The 18,403-nt window shown below is 44.3% G+C and carries 18 protein-coding genes; 11 read left to right on the forward strand and 7 right to left on the reverse strand.

Annotated features, from left to right (window positions below):
- Positions 1-56 precede the first annotated feature (56 nt).
- The 6 genes from H7F25_RS02105 to H7F25_RS02130 all read left to right on the forward strand — a co-directional run bounded on the left by H7F25_RS02105 (position 57) and on the right by H7F25_RS02130 (position 9,747).
- Positions 57-2,882: an exosporium glycoprotein BclB-related protein gene (locus H7F25_RS02105; RefSeq protein ID WP_080780854.1), complete on the forward strand. Its 2,826-nt coding sequence runs from the start codon at positions 57-59 to the stop codon at positions 2,880-2,882.
- Between the two features lie 140 nt (positions 2,883-3,022).
- Positions 3,023-4,618, forward strand: a complete 1,596-nt coding sequence (locus tag H7F25_RS02110) for a sensor histidine kinase (RefSeq protein WP_044335448.1) — start codon at positions 3,023-3,025, stop codon at positions 4,616-4,618.
- Between the two features lie 3 nt (positions 4,619-4,621).
- Complete coding sequence (locus tag H7F25_RS02115; RefSeq protein WP_025092679.1) at positions 4,622-5,317, forward strand: response regulator; 696 nt, start codon at positions 4,622-4,624, stop codon at positions 5,315-5,317.
- 3 nt (positions 5,318-5,320) lie between these two features.
- Positions 5,321-6,298 carry a tripartite tricarboxylate transporter substrate-binding protein gene (locus tag H7F25_RS02120; protein ID WP_024426632.1) on the forward strand — a complete coding sequence of 326 codons (978 nt, stop codon included), beginning with the start codon at positions 5,321-5,323 and terminating at the stop codon, positions 6,296-6,298.
- A gap of 341 nt (positions 6,299-6,639) precedes the next feature.
- On the forward strand, positions 6,640-7,938 hold the full coding sequence (locus tag H7F25_RS02125; protein WP_024426631.1) for an Mg(2+)/citrate complex secondary transporter CitM: 1,299 nt from the start codon (positions 6,640-6,642) through the stop codon (positions 7,936-7,938).
- Between the two features lie 177 nt (positions 7,939-8,115).
- Positions 8,116-9,747: a M14 family metallopeptidase gene (locus H7F25_RS02130; protein ID WP_044335446.1), complete on the forward strand. Its 1,632-nt coding sequence runs from the start codon at positions 8,116-8,118 to the stop codon at positions 9,745-9,747.
- Positions 9,748-9,932: 185 nt separating this feature from the next.
- On the opposite strand, the gene H7F25_RS02135 is transcribed toward H7F25_RS02130, so the two are convergent.
- A complete protein-coding gene (locus H7F25_RS02135; RefSeq protein ID WP_008341777.1) occupies positions 9,933-10,418 on the reverse strand; it encodes a phenolic acid decarboxylase in 486 nt (161 codons plus the stop codon).
- Positions 10,419-10,530: 112 nt separating this feature from the next.
- Here H7F25_RS02135 and H7F25_RS02140 point away from each other — a divergent pair, with 112 nt between their 5' ends.
- Together H7F25_RS02140 and H7F25_RS02145 are read left to right on the forward strand one after the other, a co-directional pair.
- Positions 10,531-11,088: a PadR family transcriptional regulator gene (locus tag H7F25_RS02140; RefSeq protein WP_044335443.1), complete on the forward strand. Its 558-nt coding sequence runs from the start codon at positions 10,531-10,533 to the stop codon at positions 11,086-11,088.
- 104 nt (positions 11,089-11,192) lie between these two features.
- Positions 11,193-12,299, forward strand: coding sequence for a nitric oxide synthase oxygenase (locus H7F25_RS02145; protein WP_044335441.1), 1,107 nt, complete (start codon positions 11,193-11,195; stop codon positions 12,297-12,299).
- 16 nt (positions 12,300-12,315) lie between these two features.
- Here the strand turns inward: H7F25_RS02145 and H7F25_RS02150 are convergent, their stop codons facing one another.
- The gene (locus H7F25_RS02150; protein ID WP_044335439.1) at positions 12,316-12,588 is read right to left on the reverse strand and encodes an acylphosphatase; all 273 of its coding nucleotides are present in this window, start codon (positions 12,586-12,588) and stop codon (positions 12,316-12,318) included.
- Between the two features lie 122 nt (positions 12,589-12,710).
- Here H7F25_RS02150 and H7F25_RS02155 point away from each other — a divergent pair, with 122 nt between their 5' ends.
- Positions 12,711-13,361, forward strand: a complete 651-nt coding sequence (locus H7F25_RS02155; protein WP_133744862.1) for an MOSC domain-containing protein — start codon at positions 12,711-12,713, stop codon at positions 13,359-13,361.
- 42 nt (positions 13,362-13,403) lie between these two features.
- On the opposite strand, the gene H7F25_RS02160 is transcribed toward H7F25_RS02155, so the two are convergent.
- The 3 genes from H7F25_RS02160 to map form a co-directional block, all read right to left on the reverse strand.
- Positions 13,404-13,541: a YflJ family protein gene (locus H7F25_RS02160; protein WP_064497716.1), complete on the reverse strand. Its 138-nt coding sequence runs from the start codon at positions 13,539-13,541 to the stop codon at positions 13,404-13,406.
- Between the two features lie 134 nt (positions 13,542-13,675).
- Positions 13,676-13,837, reverse strand: coding sequence for a hypothetical protein (locus H7F25_RS02165; RefSeq protein ID WP_087978305.1), 162 nt, complete (start codon positions 13,835-13,837; stop codon positions 13,676-13,678).
- 123 nt (positions 13,838-13,960) lie between these two features.
- Positions 13,961-14,710 carry a type I methionyl aminopeptidase gene (gene map / locus H7F25_RS02170; protein WP_024424611.1) on the reverse strand — a complete coding sequence of 250 codons (750 nt, stop codon included), beginning with the start codon at positions 14,708-14,710 and terminating at the stop codon, positions 13,961-13,963.
- A 187-nt stretch (positions 14,711-14,897) separates the two neighbouring features.
- Here map and nagE point away from each other — a divergent pair, with 187 nt between their 5' ends.
- Positions 14,898-16,265 (forward strand): N-acetylglucosamine-specific PTS transporter subunit IIBC, encoded by a 1,368-nt coding sequence (nagE, locus tag H7F25_RS02175; protein WP_042968202.1) that lies wholly within the window; start codon positions 14,898-14,900, stop codon positions 16,263-16,265.
- 18 nt (positions 16,266-16,283) lie between these two features.
- Here the strand turns inward: nagE and H7F25_RS02180 are convergent, their stop codons facing one another.
- Positions 16,284-17,042, reverse strand: a complete 759-nt coding sequence (locus H7F25_RS02180) for a DUF817 domain-containing protein (protein ID WP_044335436.1) — start codon at positions 17,040-17,042, stop codon at positions 16,284-16,286.
- Positions 17,043-17,237: 195 nt separating this feature from the next.
- On the opposite strand from H7F25_RS02180, the gene H7F25_RS02185 reads away from it, so the two are divergent.
- Positions 17,238-17,741, forward strand: a complete 504-nt coding sequence (locus H7F25_RS02185; protein WP_024424614.1) for a DoxX family protein — start codon at positions 17,238-17,240, stop codon at positions 17,739-17,741.
- 44 nt (positions 17,742-17,785) lie between these two features.
- Here H7F25_RS02185 and H7F25_RS02190 read toward each other — a convergent pair whose 3' ends face one another.
- Positions 17,786-18,373 carry a YjgB family protein gene (locus H7F25_RS02190; RefSeq protein ID WP_103132783.1) on the reverse strand — a complete coding sequence of 196 codons (588 nt, stop codon included), beginning with the start codon at positions 18,371-18,373 and terminating at the stop codon, positions 17,786-17,788.
- Positions 18,374-18,403: the final 30 nt, after the last annotated feature.

The raw sequence follows: 18,403 nt of genomic DNA on the forward strand, positions 1-18,403 counted from the left end.
AAAGTGTACATACACCTTTCCCAGTCATGATGAATACGATGGATGGGGGTGATTCCATGAAAAGATGTAGGCAATGTGGTAAGACATATCCAACTCATTCGACAGACCACTACCAAAAAGGAAGCTGGTATGATGCGTATAAGGATGATGGCTGGGAATGTGATAGTTGTAAAAAAGGGATATCAGAAAAGCCAAGGAAACCAGTGAAAAATCCTTGCTGCGGAAAAGATCCTTGTGTTTGTGTGATTCAAGGTCCGCCAGGCGGGAGAGGAAGAAGAGGCCCAGCAGGTCCAGCGGGTGCAGTGGGTCCAGCGGGTCCGGCAGGCCCAGCAGGTCCAGCAGGTCCAATCGGTCCAACAGGCGTAGGTTTAACAGGCATCTTGGTATTTGATCCAGCAGTAGCACCAACCTACCCAGTAGGGCAAGTGGTGACATACGATGGCAGTACGTACGTCGTCAATTCAGTACCGCCATTAGGTACACCGGATACGTCGGCAGATTATACATTATTAGCTGCAGCGGGGGAAACAGGTACAGGGCCAACAGGTGTCACAGGAGATCCAGGTCCAACGGGAGCCACAGGAGCCACCGGTGTGGGTTTAACTGGGGTTGTACCGTATGATGCTGCAGCAGCACCAGGATATCCATTGGGGCAAGTGGTGACATATGAAGGAGGAACTTACCTCGTCAATACGGCGCCGCCAACAGGTACACCAGATACATCACCAGATTATACGTTATTAGCCGCTGTAGGCGCGACTGGCGTTACAGGCGCTACCGGTACGGGTGCAACAGGAGCAACGGGAGCAACCGGCGTCACGGGTGCAACAGGAGAAATTGGTCCAACCGGAGCCACCGGCGTCACGGGTGCAACCGGTGCAACTGGAGATACAGGAGCCACCGGCGTCACGGGAGCAACAGGAGAAATTGGCCCAACCGGAGCCACTGGTGTTACGGGAGCGACGGGAGAAATTGGCCCAACCGGAACTACTGGTGTTACGGGAGCGACGGGAGAAATTGGCCCAACCGGAACTACTGGCACAGGAGTCACAGGAGCAACGGGTACTACCGGTGCAACAGGAGCAACTGGTAATACGGGAGCAACCGGTGCCACAGGGATTACAGGAGCGACGGGAGTAGGTCTAGCCGGCGTCACAGCGTTTGATCCAGCGGCAGCGCCGACATATCCAGTAGGTCAAGTGGTGACATATGAAGGAGGAACTTACCTCGTCAATACGGCGCCGCCAACAGGTACACCTGATACGTCACCAGATTATACGTTATTGGCCGCTGCAGGAGCGACTGGCGTTACGGGTGCAACCGGTACAGGAGTCACGGGTTCCACCGGCGCAACAGGAGTGACAGGACCAACCGGGGAAGTTGGCCCAACCGGAGCTACCGGAGCCACTGGAGTTACGGGAGAAATTGGCCCAACCGGAGCCACTGGTGTTACGGGAGCGACCGGGGAAATTGGCCCAACCGGAGCTACTGGCACAGGAGCAACAGGGATCACAGGAGCGACAGGAGAAACTGGTGCAACCGGCGTCACAGGACCAACAGGTGCAACTGGGGTAACTGGTGAAACAGGGGCAACAGGAGTAACCGGAGCGACGGGAGTCGGTTTATCCGGAGTCGCAGCGTTTGATCCAGCAGTAGCGCCAACCTATCCAGTAGGTCAAGTAGTGACATATGAAGGAGGAACATATCTGGTCAATACAGCGCCGCCAACAGGCACACCGGATACTTCTCCAGACTATACGTTATTAGCAGCCGCAGGCGCGACAGGTGTCACGGGAGCGACAGGAGCAACCGGCGTCACAGGAGTAACCGGCGTCACAGGAGTAACTGGAGCAACCGGGGTAACAGGAGATACGGGTGCAACTGGAGATACAGGAGCAACCGGTGCGACTGGAGTCACAGGAGCTACAGGTCTCACCGGAGCAACTGGATTAACCGGAGCCACGGGAGAAACCGGAGTCACCGGAGCTACAGGAGTGACAGGAGCCACGGGAGAGACCGGTGCAACTGGAGTAACCGGAGCGACAGGAGTGACAGGAGCCACGGGAGAGACCGGCACAACTGGATTAACAGGAGTCACCGGTGTCACAGGAGCCACAGGCTTAACCGGCGCAACCGGAGCAACTGGATTAACAGGAGCCACCGGAGCCACAGGTCTAACCGGAGCCACCGGAGCAACTGGATTAACTGGAGTCACCGGAGCCACGGGAGTGACCGGAGCCACGGGGGTAACCGGTGCAACAGGCGTAACGGGAGTGACCGGAGCAACGGGGATAACCGGTGCAACAGGAGCCACGGGAGTCACAGGTACAGGAGCAACAGGCGCCACCGGTCCAACAGGAGTGACAGGATCGAGTGCGATCATTCCGTTTGCTTCAGGTACACCTGCTGTCCTGACAACAATTGCAGGCGGTCTCGTTGGAACATCCAGCTTGATCGGATTTGGTAACTCAGCGACAGGTGTCAGTATTTTAGGCGGAGTGATTGATTTAACCGGCGCTGCAGGCACTTTACTCAACATGGCGTTCTCAGTTCCTAGAGCCGGAACAATCACATCATTTGCCGGCTATTTCAGTACGACAGCTGCTCTTTCTTTGCTTGGCACAAGTATTACGGTCACAGCTAGTTTGTTTGCTTCACCAACACCAAATAACAGTTTCACTCAAGTAGCGAGTGTCACTTTAGCACCAGCTTTAACCGGTGTTTTAACGCTGGGTGCAATTGCAAATGGTATTGCGACTGGTCTAAATGTACCAGTCACACCTGAAACACGATTGCTTGTTGTATTCTCCGCATCAGCTACAGGTCTATCCTTAGTGAATACCGTAGCAGGCTATGCGAGTGCTGGTTTATCGATCACGTAATAGGCATACAGGGACGACTCGATTTTGAGTCGTCTTTTTTGTTTGAAAGAATTTTCTCTTAACTTAGTAAGAAAAAATGATATCATTTTCTTAGAGTCTATTCGGGTGAATCTACTGAATTAGGGGTTGTAGCGGTGAGAATGGGCAAAAGGAAAGTCACTTTACAAACGAAAATTTTGGGATTAATTATCGGGCTTTTGCTTGTTGTCATTGCATTATTAACTATTTGTTTTGGTTTTTTGCAGACATCAGAAAGGCAGGCACAAGCTGAACAGCTGGCGGTGCAGACCGCTAGAACGATATCATATATGCCGCCCATTAAAGCATCGGTGGCTCTATCAGCGTCCCAAAATGAAGAACAGGCAGTGCTTGAGCAAATGAAGGAGCAAGTAAGAGCTCATGCCATCTTCATTACCAATCGAAAAGGAAAGGTCCTTGTTCATACGAATCATGAGGACGTAGGAAAAACCATCAGTGTATCGGAAGGAAGAAGTACCCTCTTATTTGGAGGAACTTCCATATCAACTGATGATTCTAATGGTGAAACCGTTGTCAGAGGCAGTGCGCCCATTATGAAAGAAACAGAAGGGCATGAAGAAATTATCGGGACAGTCACCGTCGAATTTTTAAAAAAGGAAATTGATCAAGCGACAGCTCATCAGCTATTAAAGCTTAGCTATATTGCCCTTCTTGTGCTCTTGCCGGGCATATTCGGTGCGATTTTTTTAACGAAGAGTATTCGCAAAGATACATTAGGGCTTGAGCCGCATGAAATTGCTTCGTTGTATCGAGAAAGAGAAGCGATGCTGCTCGCTATAAAAGAAGGGATCATTGCGTTTGACCAGAAAGGCGCGATTACGATGATGAATACATCAGCTGAGCACATGCTGCGCGTCTCATCAAAGCTGCCCCTTCATATTGATCAAGTCTTGCCAAATGCCAAACTTCTTCTCTATTTAAAGGCAGAGACGATTGAACCTAACATCGAAACCGTCGTCAATGATAAAACCTATGTCTTAAATGTGAAAAAAGTAATGCAGGATCATCGAGTATTCGGAGGGATTGTGAGCTTCAGAGAGAAAACAGAGCTGACGAAGCTGCTGGATACATTAACAGAGGTCAGCCAATATTCAGAAGACCTAAGAGCCCAAACGCACGAATTCTCAAATAAGCTGTACGCCATTTTAGGCCTGCTTGAGCTGAAGCAAGTCGATGAAGCCATCGACTTAATTAAAGAAGAATATCATCTGCAAAACCGTCAGCACGATTTACTCATGAAGCAGATTCGGTCTCCTAAAATACAAGCCATCTTACTTGGCAAGTTAGGGAAAGCATCTGAGAAGAAAGTCCATTTCCACATTGATGAAAATAGCTCACTTGAGCCGCTCCCAGCTCATTTAAGTTTATCTCACTTTATCACCATCATTGGCAATCTCGTAGACAATGCTTTTGAAGCTGTATTAAATAAGGAGAAGCGCGAGGTAGACCTGTTCATCACAGATATTGGGTTTGATATTATCATAGAAGTGTCAGATTCAGGTGATGGGGTGAATGAAGAAGAACTGTCACAGATTTTCACAAGAGGCCATTCGTCAAAGGGAGAAGGACGAGGCTATGGGCTTGCGAATGTGAAAGAAGTATTGGACGAGCTTGGGGGCTGGATTGAAGTTGCGAACCAAAAAGAAGGCGGTGCCATCTTCACTGTATACATACCGAAAGGCACAAAGGGGGAATAGATGGTGATTAAGGTACTCATTGCGGAGGATGATTTTCGAATCGCTGCCATTCATGAATCTTATATACAAAAGATAGAAGGATTTAAGGTCGCTGGAAAGGCAAAGAGTGCAAAAGATATGTGGGAGGCGCTCCAAAGGGAACAAGTGGATCTCATTTTGCTTGATGTGTATATGCCTGATGAGCTCGGCACAAACCTGCTGCCGCTTTTAAGAGAACGCTGTCCTGAAGTAGATGTGATCATTATCACGGCTGCAACGGAAACGACGCTTTTAAGAGATGCGCTTCATTACGGAGTGGTTCATTATTTAATCAAACCGGTGACCGCACAAAAGTTTGCACAAGTTTTAACCGAATATAAAGAGAAGAAAGACATCATCAATTCAAAGGATGAAGTCAATCAAACGATGATCGATCTGTTTTTTGGACAGATGCAGGAAGAGCCAAAACAAAGGGATGACAGAGATCTCCCCACAGGCATCAATTCACTGACCTTGGATAAAGTGAAAACATTGATGGCATCAGAGAATAGCGGTATTACAGCAGAAGAACTCGGGGAAAAGATGGGCGCATCACGTACAACTGCGAGACGGTATGTAGAGTATCTCGTGACAACAGGGGAATGCCGGGCAGAGCTTGCATACGGAATTATTGGCAGACCTGAACGTAAATATTACCCTGCCAAACAAGCGGAGTCTTAAAAGATGAAAAAAGGAATACTTTTTGTGATCGTGCTCTGCCTTTGTATAACACTCACCTTTAATGAAAAAAAAGCCGGAGACTCTTTCCTGCAGCAAAGCTCCTTATATATTGTGGTGTCGGGTGTACCAGAGGGGGGATTTGACCAAACGGCTCAGGTGATGAAATCAGTGCTTGAACAAGAGAAGCTGGTGAACCGGCCTGTGAACATTCTTTATCAAAGAGGCGGAACGGTGGATAAAGGATGGACATACATGATGGAGCGGGAAGCCAACTATATCAGTTTAAATTCAAGTTTATTGTTAAGCCGTAATTTACTTGGCAGCAGTAACGTGACGATGAATGATGTGACACCGCTGGCAATCCTTGCAGAAGAGTGGCAGGTCGTCGCAGTCCCGATGGATTCTCCTTTTGCAAATGGGAAGGAGCTGTTACACGCCCTCAAGAAAAAACCAGATTCCTTAAAAATTGGGTTTGCGCCTGACTTTGGAAATGATGATCAAATCTCATTCGCCCGGGCAGCAGAAATGGCAGGGATTGATCCATACCGCATTCAATTTTTGAAATTTGACAGTGCAGATGATTTATTTCAGGCGCTCATCAACCATGAAGTGGATGCAGCAACGACTACCATTACAGAGGTTCGTCATGATTATGAAAAAAAGAGGCTGAAGCTCGTAGCGACGACAACCAGCCAGCGCTTAGATGGATTTGAAGATGTGCCGACATGGAAAGAGCAGGGCATTCCGCTCATCTTTTCCCATTGGCGCGGTGTGATGGGCCCTAAACAAATGAGTCAGCATGACATTCGTGAATGGGATCAGCTTCTTCAAAAAATGACGAAAACGAAGTCCTGGAAAAAGCGATTAAAGCAAAAGGGCTGGACAAGTCGTTATATGAACAGCAAAGAGGCAAAGATCTTTATGGAAAATCAATTAAGGCAATATGAGCAATTGATACAAGGAGAACAAGCGGTCGAGTGAGACCGCTTCCAGCGTGTAGACAAACCCTTGCATTCGCCCGCATTCCTGCGTGCCGGTGCTCACCAATCTCATATCGCTCCAGTACTCGTCTTTCCTAGACTTCAAAGGTTTTCTATCACGCTGAAAAGAAAACAAAGGGCTAAAATAAACCCTTTGTTTTTTTCATGGAATTAAAAAGCTCAATGTTTGAACAAAATGAACAAAAAGCATTTATCGACCGAAAAAGAATTAAAATTCATAATATTTACTTCAATTCTCACCTCAGATATGATGACAAAAAGGGTTGGAAATGGGATACCAACACATTAATGAAAGCGTATACAACATAAGGGGTGAACAATATGCTAGCAATCTTAGGATTTCTTATGATGATTGTATTTATGGTTTTGATTATGACGAAACGTATGTCTGTTTTAACGGCATTGGTGTTAACACCGATTGCATTTGCTCTTATTGCAGGTTTTCATTTTACTGAAATTTCAGACATGATTGTCAAAGGCGTGCAGCAAGTCGCACCGACAGCGGTCATGATCATGTTTGCGATTTTGTACTTTGGCATTATGATTGATGCGGGTTTATTTGATCCAATGGTGGCGAAAATTTTAAAAATCGTTAAAGGCGATCCATTAAAAATCGTGGTCGGAACAGCTGTCCTGACGATGCTTGTTGCACTTGATGGTGATGGAACAACAACGTATATGATTACAACAACAGCGATGCTTCCACTATTTACGCTGCTTGGCATCCGTCCAATTATTTTAGCGGGTATTGCCGGGGTTGGCATGGGGATTATGAATACAATTCCATGGGGAGGCGCTACACCTAGAGCGGCGAGTGCACTTGGCGTTGACCCTTCACTTTTATTTGGACCGATGATTCCAGTCATTGGTGCAGGGGTTCTCAGTATGATTATTGTTGCTTATTTTCTTGGAAAAGCTGAAAGAAAACGCCTTGGTGTGATTGAACTTGACCAGCCGATTCATGCAAATGAAATGGCAGCGGCACTGCAAGATGACATCAAACGGCCAAAGCTTTGGTGGTTTAACCTGGCATTGACTTTGTTATTAGTGCTGCTGCTTGTATCAGGTAAAGTCAGCTTAACTGTTCTATTTGTTCTTGCTTTCTGTGTGGCAATTATCGTGAACTATCCGAACTTAGATCAGCAGCGTGAGCGAATTGCCGCTCACTCAACAAACGTTTTAGCCATTGCTTCGATGATTTTTGCGGCAGGTGTTTTTACAGGTATTCTAACTGGAACGAAAATGGTCGATGAAATGGCGATTTCGATTGTATCTGCAATTCCAGAGCAGCTTGGCGGCTTTATTCCAGTCATTGTCGCATTAACAAGCGGGATCTTTACTTTCTTTATGCCGAATGATGCATACTTTTATGGCGTACTGCCGATCCTATCAGAAACAGCGGCAGCATACGGTGTCGATAAAATTGAGATTGCCAGAGCCTCTATTATTGGTCAGCCGATTCATATGTTAAGTCCACTTGTTCCATCGACTCATTTACTTGTTGGACTTGTTGGCGTATCACTGGATCAGCATCAGAAATTTGGGATGAAATGGGCGGTACTGGCAGTCGTCGCTATGACTGTCGTGGCGGTTCTCATTGGGGCCATTTCCATCTGGTAAATAAAAAAGTGTCTGCTGCGGGCAGGCACTTTTTTTAGGTCATATTGCCGGGCAGGCTCCATTCATTTGCCCTAGACAAAGATATGCCTGTTCCTCCAAAAGGTTTATTTTTGAAAAATACTGACACTTTTTCTGTTTTTTTCTTTATAATGCAAATCAACGAAGGGAGAGGATAGCATGTCCAAACGAAAAGGCACGATTCTTTTTGCTGCTGCATGCCTCTTGGCAGGCAGTTTGTCGATGGTGAGCCCAGCTTCAGCTCATGCAGAAACCCCTTATTATGGAAAGAATTATGAACAACCGGCTTCAGTGAAAAAGCTATACCCTAAGCCTGACGAGACGTTTGATACCCCTGCCTTTCAGAAAGAAGGAGAAGCATTTACGACACAAGAAGAGCTTCAAGCTTTCTTAAAAAACATTGTCCGCAAAAGCCCATATGCCACTCAGAAACAGATTGGAACATCCATTGAAGGTAGATCCATTCCGGCCCTGTACTTTACAAAGGATCGTTCCATCACGCCACTTTCAAAAAAGCCAACCATCTGGCTCCAAGCACAAATACATGGAAATGAACCAGCCTCCGGTGAATCTGCTCTCGTCATTGCAAAACGATTAGCAGGTGAAGAAGGAGAGCGTATACTCAATCATGTCAATATCATCATTGTTCCAAGAATCAATCCTGATGGTTCTTATGCGTTTGACCGCAGACTGGCAAACGGATTAGACGGAAACCGTGATCATATGACATTAGAATCTCCAGAACTGGCAGCCCTGCATCAAGAATTTAATCGGTATGCGCCAGAGGTAGTTATTGATGCCCATGAATACGATGTGGGTCAAAAGCAGTTTGAAAATATCGGTTCATCAGGCGCTCTCAAATATCATGATTTGCTTATTCTTTCAGGGAAGAATTTAAACATTCCTGAAAGCATCCGGCTGACATCAAATGAGTTATACGTTAACGGAGTTCGTGAAACGCTGACGAATAAAGGGTTTTCTAACGATTTGTATTATACAAACACAAGAGGAAAGGATGGAAAGATCGACATCTATGAAGGTGGAACGGATGCGCGAATTGGCCGTAATGCCCTTGCACTTTCGCCAGCCCTGTCATTTCTTGTAGAAAGCAGAGGGATTGGGATTGGAAGAGAGGATTTTGCCCGCCGCGTCGCTGCGCAAGTAGCCACCCATGAAAAAATCATTGAGACCACGGTGAAACATGCCAAACAGGTGAAGCGGCAAATGGTGACGGAGCGGCTGAAGCTGGTCAAAAAAGGACTGCAGCCAAATGATGATGATCAAGTGGTCATTCAAGATGATTTCCAAGCACCTGTCAATGACTCGCTGGAAATGGTTGATATTGAGAAGGGACAAACGACTCAAGTTCCTGTACGCTTTCATAGTGCGAGCGATGCTGTTCCTGTCTTAACAAGAGAACGGCCGACAGCTTATCTCATTCTTCCGGGGCATGAAGGTGTAGAAAAGAAACTCAGAACATTAGGATTTAAAAGTGTCACATTGCCGGCTGGCATGAAAGTGCCGGTACAAGCCTATCAGGTGACAAAGCGAGAGGAAAAGAGCAAAACAGATATTCAGCTTGAAACAAAACTCGTTGACAAGAAACGTCAGCTGCCAAAAGGAACAAAGGTATATGTCACGGCACAGCCGCAAACCAATTTGCTCTCACTTGCCCTTGAACCAGAATCAAAGGACAGCTATATGTCATCAGGGTTTATTGCTTCAAAAACAGGTGATGAACTGCCAGTCTATCGTTTCGTACTTCCTCAAAAGACGCTCGGCATTCAATAAAAAAGGACTAAAATGATTTTAGTCCTTTGTCTTCTTTTCAGCGTGATAGAAAACCTTTGCAGCCCTAGGAAGGGCGAGTACCGGAGCGGAGCGAATTGTACATTCGTGAGCACCGGCACGCAGGACTGACAAAGAATGCGAGGGTTTGTCTACACGCTGAAAGCGGCACTAGGCGTGCCGCTTTTTTATTTTCGTCCAGCTCTTATTTCATCTGTCATGCCTTCATATGGTGCTTCTGCGATAATGGTTTCGTCATTCACACCTGCATGATGGATATACGTAATGTCCGCAAATTCTGGGACAACATATTTTGGATAGGTTTCGTATTTTTCACGAGATTCTTTCATGAGATCGATGTAGTCATTTTGATAGCAGACGGTGATGTCTGGACGTTCATGCACCCATTTCGGGAAGAAGATGACGCCATGCATGCGTTTTTCTTCAGGCATAAAGTTCAGAGAGACGTCTGTCCCAGTTGGTTCTGTCCAAGAGACTTTGTATACGCCTTTTGTCAGCTTCACAATATTTACTTCTTGATCACGGACCCAGCGTCCTCCAACCATTCCGCTATGAATGCGGTAATCAATGGTGTGATCGTTTTTAATGTAAATCTCATATTCCCAGCCATTTTCATACGTATAAATCATATGAAGTCCAACGAATTGATCCATGTTTATTCCTTCTTTCATTAGAATGATGTTTTTTCAAACATGTTGTTATTTACATGTTTATTTTAAAGTCTATGGTATACTATTGTCAAAGAATAAGCGTTGGAGGCCCATCATGAGAGTACTAAAATATGCCATTCTTGGCTTGCTGGATCAGCGTGAGCTGACGGGATACGATATCACGAAACATTTTAAGGATTCCCTTGGACAGTTTTGGAGTGCGAAGCACAGTCAGATTTACCCTGAGCTGAAGCGTCTCACAGAGGAAGGGTTTATTGAATTTGATATTCACATACAAGGAAAAAAGCTGGAGAAGAAGGTCTATCAAATCACTGAGGCAGGAAAAGAAGAATTGCGTCAGTGGTTAAGAACAAAAGATCCGATTCCGGAAACTACAAAGGATGAATTCATGCTTAAAACCTTTTTCATCTCCTCCATGGACAAAGAAGAAGCGGCTGACCTGTTTGCCTATCAACTTTTAGAGCGCACCAAGAAAGTAGATGTGCTGGAACAAAAGCTGCACGCTTTGACAGAGGAAGACCCTTCTGCTGAATCACTGCATTCAGCGCAATTTGGGCATTACTTAGTGCTGACAAGGGCAATCGAAAGGGAAAAAGGCTATGTCCGCTGGCTCCAAAAGACCCTTAAACGTATTGATTCATCTATGATCTAAGGACAATGGTCGGATGATTTGATAAAAAATGGTTTGAAACGAGTGAATTTATCAATAGAAACCGCTACAATGGATATATTCGTATTAAAGTGAGGCGAGTATGTTTGAGTAATCAAGAAGCGTTGTGGAATGAAGCAGAAGCTTTTATTTCTGTATGCTATGAAGAATTAAACAAGTCAAATGAAGAGAAAGCAGCACGTCTGCATGAAATAAAAAAAGAAATTGAGTCTGAAGGAATTTATACGCATACACTAGAGGAATTAGCTCACGGGGCGAAAATGGCATGGCGCAACAGTAACCGCTGCATTGGCCGTTTGTTTTGGTCGACCCTGCAAGTGCATGACTGCCGGCATGTAAAGACAGAGGATGAGGTGAAGGAGGCGCTCTTTCATCATATTGAGTATGCGACAAATGGCGGGAAAATCAAACCGTCCATCACGATCTTTCCCCCAGAGAAAAACAGACAGAAGGAAGTCGTCATTTATAATCATCAGCTCGTTCGTTATGCAGGCTATGAAACGGAATATGGCATCATCGGCGACGAGGCATCTCTTGAATTAACAAAATTATGTGAAGCACATGGCTGGAAAGGGGAGGGCACACATTTTGATATTCTGCCTCTCATGTTTCAGCTAAAAGGTCAGCCGCCTGTTCTGTATGAGCTTCCGAAAGAAATCGTCCAAGAGGTAGAGATCACCCATCCTGAATATGATGGATTCCGTGATTTGGGACTAAAATGGTATGCGGTCCCGATTATTGCTGATATGAAATTAGAGATTGGCGGTATTCATTACAATGCTGCACCGTTTAATGGCTGGTATATGGGCACAGAAATTGGCGCACGCAACCTAGCGGATGAAAACCGCTACAATATGCTGAAAAAAGTCGCTTCTCTTTTAGGACTGGACACAACCAAGAATGCGTCCCTTTGGAAGGATAAAGCCATTGTCGAATTGAACGTGGCGGTTCTCCATTCTTATCGCGAAGCAGGGGTAACCATTGTCGATCACCATACAGCAGCACATCAATTCAAGCAGTTTGAAAAGCAGGAAGAAAAGGCTGACCGCAAGCTGACTGGGGACTGGACATGGCTGATTCCGCCAGTATCACCAGCTGCTACCCACATATTCCACAAGCATTACGACAATACCATTGTGAAACCAAACTATTTTTATCAGGACAAGCCCTATCACAGGACAGAAAAAGCCTAGCGAGAGCTAGGTTTTTTTATGATCTTATTCGAAAATCCTGATAATGAGCAAGCTCGGTGAGCGGCTCCATTTGCATGTCGGTGACTTTTGAAAAAGGACTTCCTTTTTGGACAGTCTCTAAGAAATCAAACACTTTCTGCTGCTCACCCTCTACCTTTAACTCGACATGACCTTCATCTGTGTTGCGTACCCAGCCTTTCATTCCACGATTGACGGCTTCTCCCTGAACAAAATAACGAAAGCCGACTCCTTGCACACGTCCTTTTATAATGGCGTGATAATGAATCATGGTCATCTCTCCTTTTTTCACATCGTACCATAGCCTGCATCTGATCTTCACGCCTCGACTATGATTTGTTTGTCAAACGATGTAAAATAAAGGCCAGTAGACAACCAAAGGAGATGGCCATCGTGGGACAAAAGAGATACGACATAGAAGGAATCCAAGTGGGACAACCTATCATTACATATGCGAATGGAAAAGAAATCAAAACAGCCATCAACAAAAGGCGCATTCATGAGCCTGTGTATTTAAGTCAGGTCAATTTTGAAGGAGATGGTCAAGGGGATTTGGTTCATCATGGGGGTTATGATAAAGCCGTCTGTGTCTTTCCGTATGATCATTATGCTCACTTTGAACAATTTTTAAGGGTACCATTACAGGAAGCTGCCTTTGGCGAGAATGTAACAGTACGCCAGCTAGTCGAAACGAATGTGCATATTGGCGATGTGTTTCAGCTTGGAGATGCATTTGTTGAGGTGAGCCAGCCAAGACAGCCTTGTGTGAAATTGTCTCTTAAGCATGGCAACATGAAGCTTGTAAAGGAAGTGCAAAAAACAGGGTATACAGGCTTTTATTTACGTGTATTGAAAGAAGGCATGGTGCCGCCTGATGCATCGCTTGTACTAGTAGAAAAAGCGTCCCATCACATTACGGTCCATGAGGTCAACGAAGTCAAATATCGTCAAACAAGTCCAGAGAGACTGAAAGCTGTTCTTGAAGTAGATGCTTTAGCAGATGTGGTGAGGAAGTCTTTAGAAAAACGAATTCAGCACATTTAAAAAAAGCCGTACATCATCTTAAGATGTACGGCTTTTCAGCGTTTATGAGCTGCGTTTCTTTTGCTCAAGAAGATTTGCAAGGAAATATGTTTTTAAGCTTTGAAGCTTTCTTCCTTCATGCTTAGTCACACCAAGCTTCTTTAATTCTTCGACATACCAGCCTTTGCTACCATAATGCATGATAGAAAACTCCTTTCAATTGAAACTGCCTGCATTGTAACATCTCAAAAAAGGACGTGAAAAGCGTGCAGGTGTCAAGAAATGAAAACTGATTCTATCTGCCTATGATCCATGTATATGCTGGAAATATTGATTTATGAATTTGGCGGGTTGAGGGTAACGAGGATCATGCCGACCGTCATAATCATGATGACAACACCAAGATAGGTCATCATGGATTGTTTTTTCTTAATCCCTACAACCGTTAAGATAATACTTTCGATGAAAAAGATAACACCTATGATGATGAACCACATATCAAATAAGACCCCTTTCACATATCTTTGCCTATTTTACCACAGGCTTTTTTGTTTAGTCGTGACAGATTCGTGAAACGGGCATGAAAAAATCCCCTCTCAGTGAAGGAGGGGACCCGCTGCTTACAGCTTTGTTAAAATAATCGGTTCGTCTTTTGTGATCACAATCGTATGTTCAATCTGTGCGACTAGACTTTTATCTGGTGTTTTAAATGTCCAGCCATCATCAGCCTGATAAATCGATTCAGCATTTGTTGAAATGAAAGGTTCAAAGGCAATGACTGTGCCATTTTTAAACAAAGCATTATCGAATGGATCATAGTAGTTCAAGATATGGTTGGGTGCTTCATGCAGGTTCTTCCCAATGCCGTGTCCTGTCAGGTTTTTAATGACGGTAAATCCTTGTTCTTTCGCTGTATTGTAGACCGCACGGCCAATTTGGTTTTGTCTTTTACCGGCTTTTGCATGCTTTAATCCTTCAAGGAACGCATCTTCCGCACACTTACATAATGCTTCAAGACGAGCATCACCTGTACCTAAAACAAATGAAATGCCCGTATCTGAATAATAGCCGTCCAGTTCTGCTGAGATATCAATGTTCACGAGGTCGCCCTCTTGTAAAATGGTTTTTTCACTTGGGATACCGTGTGCAACTTCATCATTCACGCTGATACAAGTGGTACCAGGGAAGTCATATTCCTTTTCAGGTGCTGAATTGGCACCATGTTCTTCTAATATTTTTTTCCCAATTAAATCTAATTCTTTTGTAGACATGCCTGGTTTCGCTTGGCTTTTCATTTCTTCTCTTGCCAAAGCGACAATTCGACCGACTTTTTTTAAGGCTTCTAACTCATGATCATGTTTGACAATCACTGTTCATTCCCGCTTTCTATATCTTCATTCTATTCAATAGCTTACCACATTTTACGCAAAAAGAGTAAAGAGCGGAATTCAAATGGATGTGGACAAATTGGTATAGATAACTAGACGTGCATATGATATATTTTTTATGAACATCATGAATGCTTTGGTCATGATGATGACAAAGGGGGGAAATCAGATGGTGTTTCAGTTTTTTCAAAAGCTAGGAAAATCATTTATGCTTCCAATCGCTGTACTTCCAGCAGCAGGGATTATTTTGGCCATTGGGCGGGAGGATGTATTCAATATCCCGTTTATTCATGCGGCAGGGAATGCAATTTTTGCGAACTTGGCTTTAATTTTTGCGATGGGTGTAGCGATTGGAATTTCAAAGGATGGGAACGGGGCAGCGGCATTATCAGGAGCGATCTCTTATTTTATTTTGTCAGCCGGTACAACGTCGATTAACTCAACCAACAATATGGGGGTATTGGGCGGTATTTTATGCGGGCTTTTGGCAGGTTATGTTTACAATAAATTTAAGGATACGAAACTGCCGGAATACTTAGGTTTCTTTAGCGGAAGGCGGCTTGTGCCTATTATGACCGCACTTTTCACCATTCTATTAGCAGCCGTTTTCGGATATGTATGGCCGCCGATTCAAAGTGTAATCAATGATTTAGGAGAATGGATTTTAAGCCTTGGTGCAACAGGTGCAGGGCTGTTTGGTTTCTTTAACCGATTGCTCATTCCATTAGGACTTCACCATGTCTTGAATAACTTATTTTGGTTTCAATTCGGTGAATTCAGCGGGGCAACAGGGGATTTAGCGCGATTCTTTAAAGGAGATCCAAGTGCAGGTGTCTTTATGACTGGATTCTTCCCAGTGATGATGTTTGGTCTGCCAGCGGCATGTCTAGCCATGGTTGTAACTGCAAAACCTGAGAAACGAAAAGCAACAGCGGGTCTGATGATTGGGATGGCACTTACATCATTTATAACAGGGATCACTGAACCAATTGAATTTTCTTTTATGTTTTTATCACCACTTTTATATGGTGTCCATGCTATTTTGACGGGGCTTTCGCTTTTTATTGTGAACACTCTTGGGATTCATAGCGGCTTTGCCTTTTCAGCAGGTGCGATTGATTACGTCTTAAGCTTCGGTATTGCACAAAAACCGATCTTGCTTCTTGTAGTAGGAATCATTTATGGCGTCGTGTACTTTGTCGTTTTCTATTTCCTCATTAAACTATTAAAGCTGAAAACACCAGGCAGGGAAGATGATGACATGGAAGATATCGCAACGGATGATGCGGTGACGGCAGGTGGGGCGAGTATGCTCGTAGAGGGGCTTGGCGGCAAAGACAATATCACCAACATTGATCATTGTGCCACACGTCTTCGCTTAACAGTAGAGGATACTAATTTATTAAATGAAGGTACATTGAAAAAAGCAGGTGCCAAAGGGGTGCTGACTTCTGGAAAAACATCCGTACAAATTATTATTGGAACGAATGTAGAATTTGTCGCAGATGATCTCCGTAAGGAAGTCGATCGAGATTAAAAAAAACGTTCAGCCAGGTCAAATGGGCTGAACGTTTTTTTGTTTACGCTGTTCGATCACTAGCACAATACTGATCACAACGAGTAAGAACCATGAGCTAATTTTCCCTAGATGAACAATGGACCAAGCATGCTGCTGATTTGGATATTGCCATGCGCCTAAAAAGGTGGTGACATTTTCGGCAATCCAAATAAAAAAGCCAATCAGGAGAAATGAAACAATAAGCGGCATTCGAAAGGAAGATGGACCAACCTGAAACGAAACCGATGTTTTCCGAAACACAACAACAAGCAGACATGTCAGCCACCATCTGACATCATAGAGCCAGTGATGCGTAAAGAAATTGAGATAAATGCACAAACTGATGCCAATTGAAAGAAATGGATGAGGCCAGTCGGCCACTTTTACATGAAGTCGTGAAAATGCCTGATAAATATAACTAGCCACACTCGCATACATAAAGCCGCTATAAAGTGGAACCCCAAATATTTTTGTATAAGCTTCTTCTGGGTAGGACCAAGAGCCCATATGTACTTTATACACTTCTAAACAGATTCCTATGAGATGAAATAGACAAATGACCTTTAGCTCCGCCCAAGTCTCCAGCCGCAGCGTCAGCATCAGGATCTGAGCCGCGAGGCAAAGCAGTAGAATGAAATCATACCGGTGAAGAAAAGGAATAGACACCGTCTTTGATAGGGCAAGCGCCGCAAAGATCATGACGGGGAATAGACATGAGATGGCCTGTAAATAAGCAAAATGAAATAGTGTTTTCATACAAAATTAAACCCCTTTTTACGGTCTGAAATGACTTAGACGGTTTTCGCAAGGGAAAAGTTTACCTCAACTAGATATTCATGAACAATTTGTGAATATATATGTGAAAAAGATCACAAATTAGATATAGCATAGTATAATAAGATCATAAAGAAAATGTGAAATATTTCACATAGTTTAAAAGGAGGCATCATCATGTTTACAAAATTCTTACAAACGAATGTATGGGCAGCCGTTATCCTTTTGGCAGCAAGACTTTATATCGGATGGACTTGGCTGACATCTGGTATTGGAAAACTAACAGGTGGATTTGATGCATCAGGCTATTTGCAATTTGCGATATCTGAACCTGTCGTCAAAGATGGTCATCTTGTGTATCCGTTATATGTATGGTTTTTAGAAAATGTCGCTTTGCCGAATGCCGGATTATTTAGTGCCATGGTCATGTGGGGAGAAATCTTAGTAGGCCTAGGATTAATTGTCGGATTATTTACAACAACGGCAGCCTTTTTTGGAAGCGTGATGAATGTCTCTTTCTTACTAGCTGGAACCGTCTCTGTGAACCCGCTACTTCTTTTGATCGCAGTCTTCATCATGGCAGCGAAAGGAAATGCCGGAAAACTTGGTCTTGATTATGTAGCAGGTCCAGTCCTCAAACGAAAACTGAAAAGAAAGCCGCAGTTAGAAGTGGCATCATAATAAAAGAAAAGCATCCTGAGTAAACGCTCAGGATGCTTTTTTATTTAAGAATTGGCTTTTATCAAGTTGATATGCAGCACGGTGAGTTCATGCTGGCTGATATCAGGATCATGTCCAACGATAAATTCAAGCTCATAATCACCGGTTCGATACACATATTTTTTCTCTTTTGTCTGCGGAATGGTGCTCACTGAATCCGCTGGTCCAAGCTGTTTCTTTAGTAACGAAGGGGTCATACCGCCGATATTTGTTTCTTTTTCTACATTTGTACCGAAATAACGGATTTCATCAATTTTGCCTTTTGCATCATAGTGAAAAGCAAATCCGGGATTCCCCATTTCCGCATGATACAAATCAAAGCTGCTTTGACCTGTTTCTGGATATGGATTTCCGAGCTGATGATGAACGTCTTTTTTGGTTTGAACGCCAATTTTCAATCCTTTAGCATAGTAGGGCATTTGTCCTTTATGTGCCAGCTCATAAATGCTGGTAAGCGCGGCTTTTGGACCTTGAGGAACGGATTGTTCTGCTGCCGGTTTGGTCATGGCGTGTGCTGAGACAGCAGGGCTGAAACCGAAAAGGGCAGACGAAGCAAGTGAGGCAGTCACGACAAAAGCTGCTGATTTCTTCATGATATATCCCTCCTTCTTCTCCTATACCCG

Source organism: Bacillus sp. PAMC28571, assembly GCF_014250435.1.
Lineage (GTDB): Bacteria > Bacillota > Bacilli > Bacillales > Bacillaceae > Bacillus > Bacillus safensis.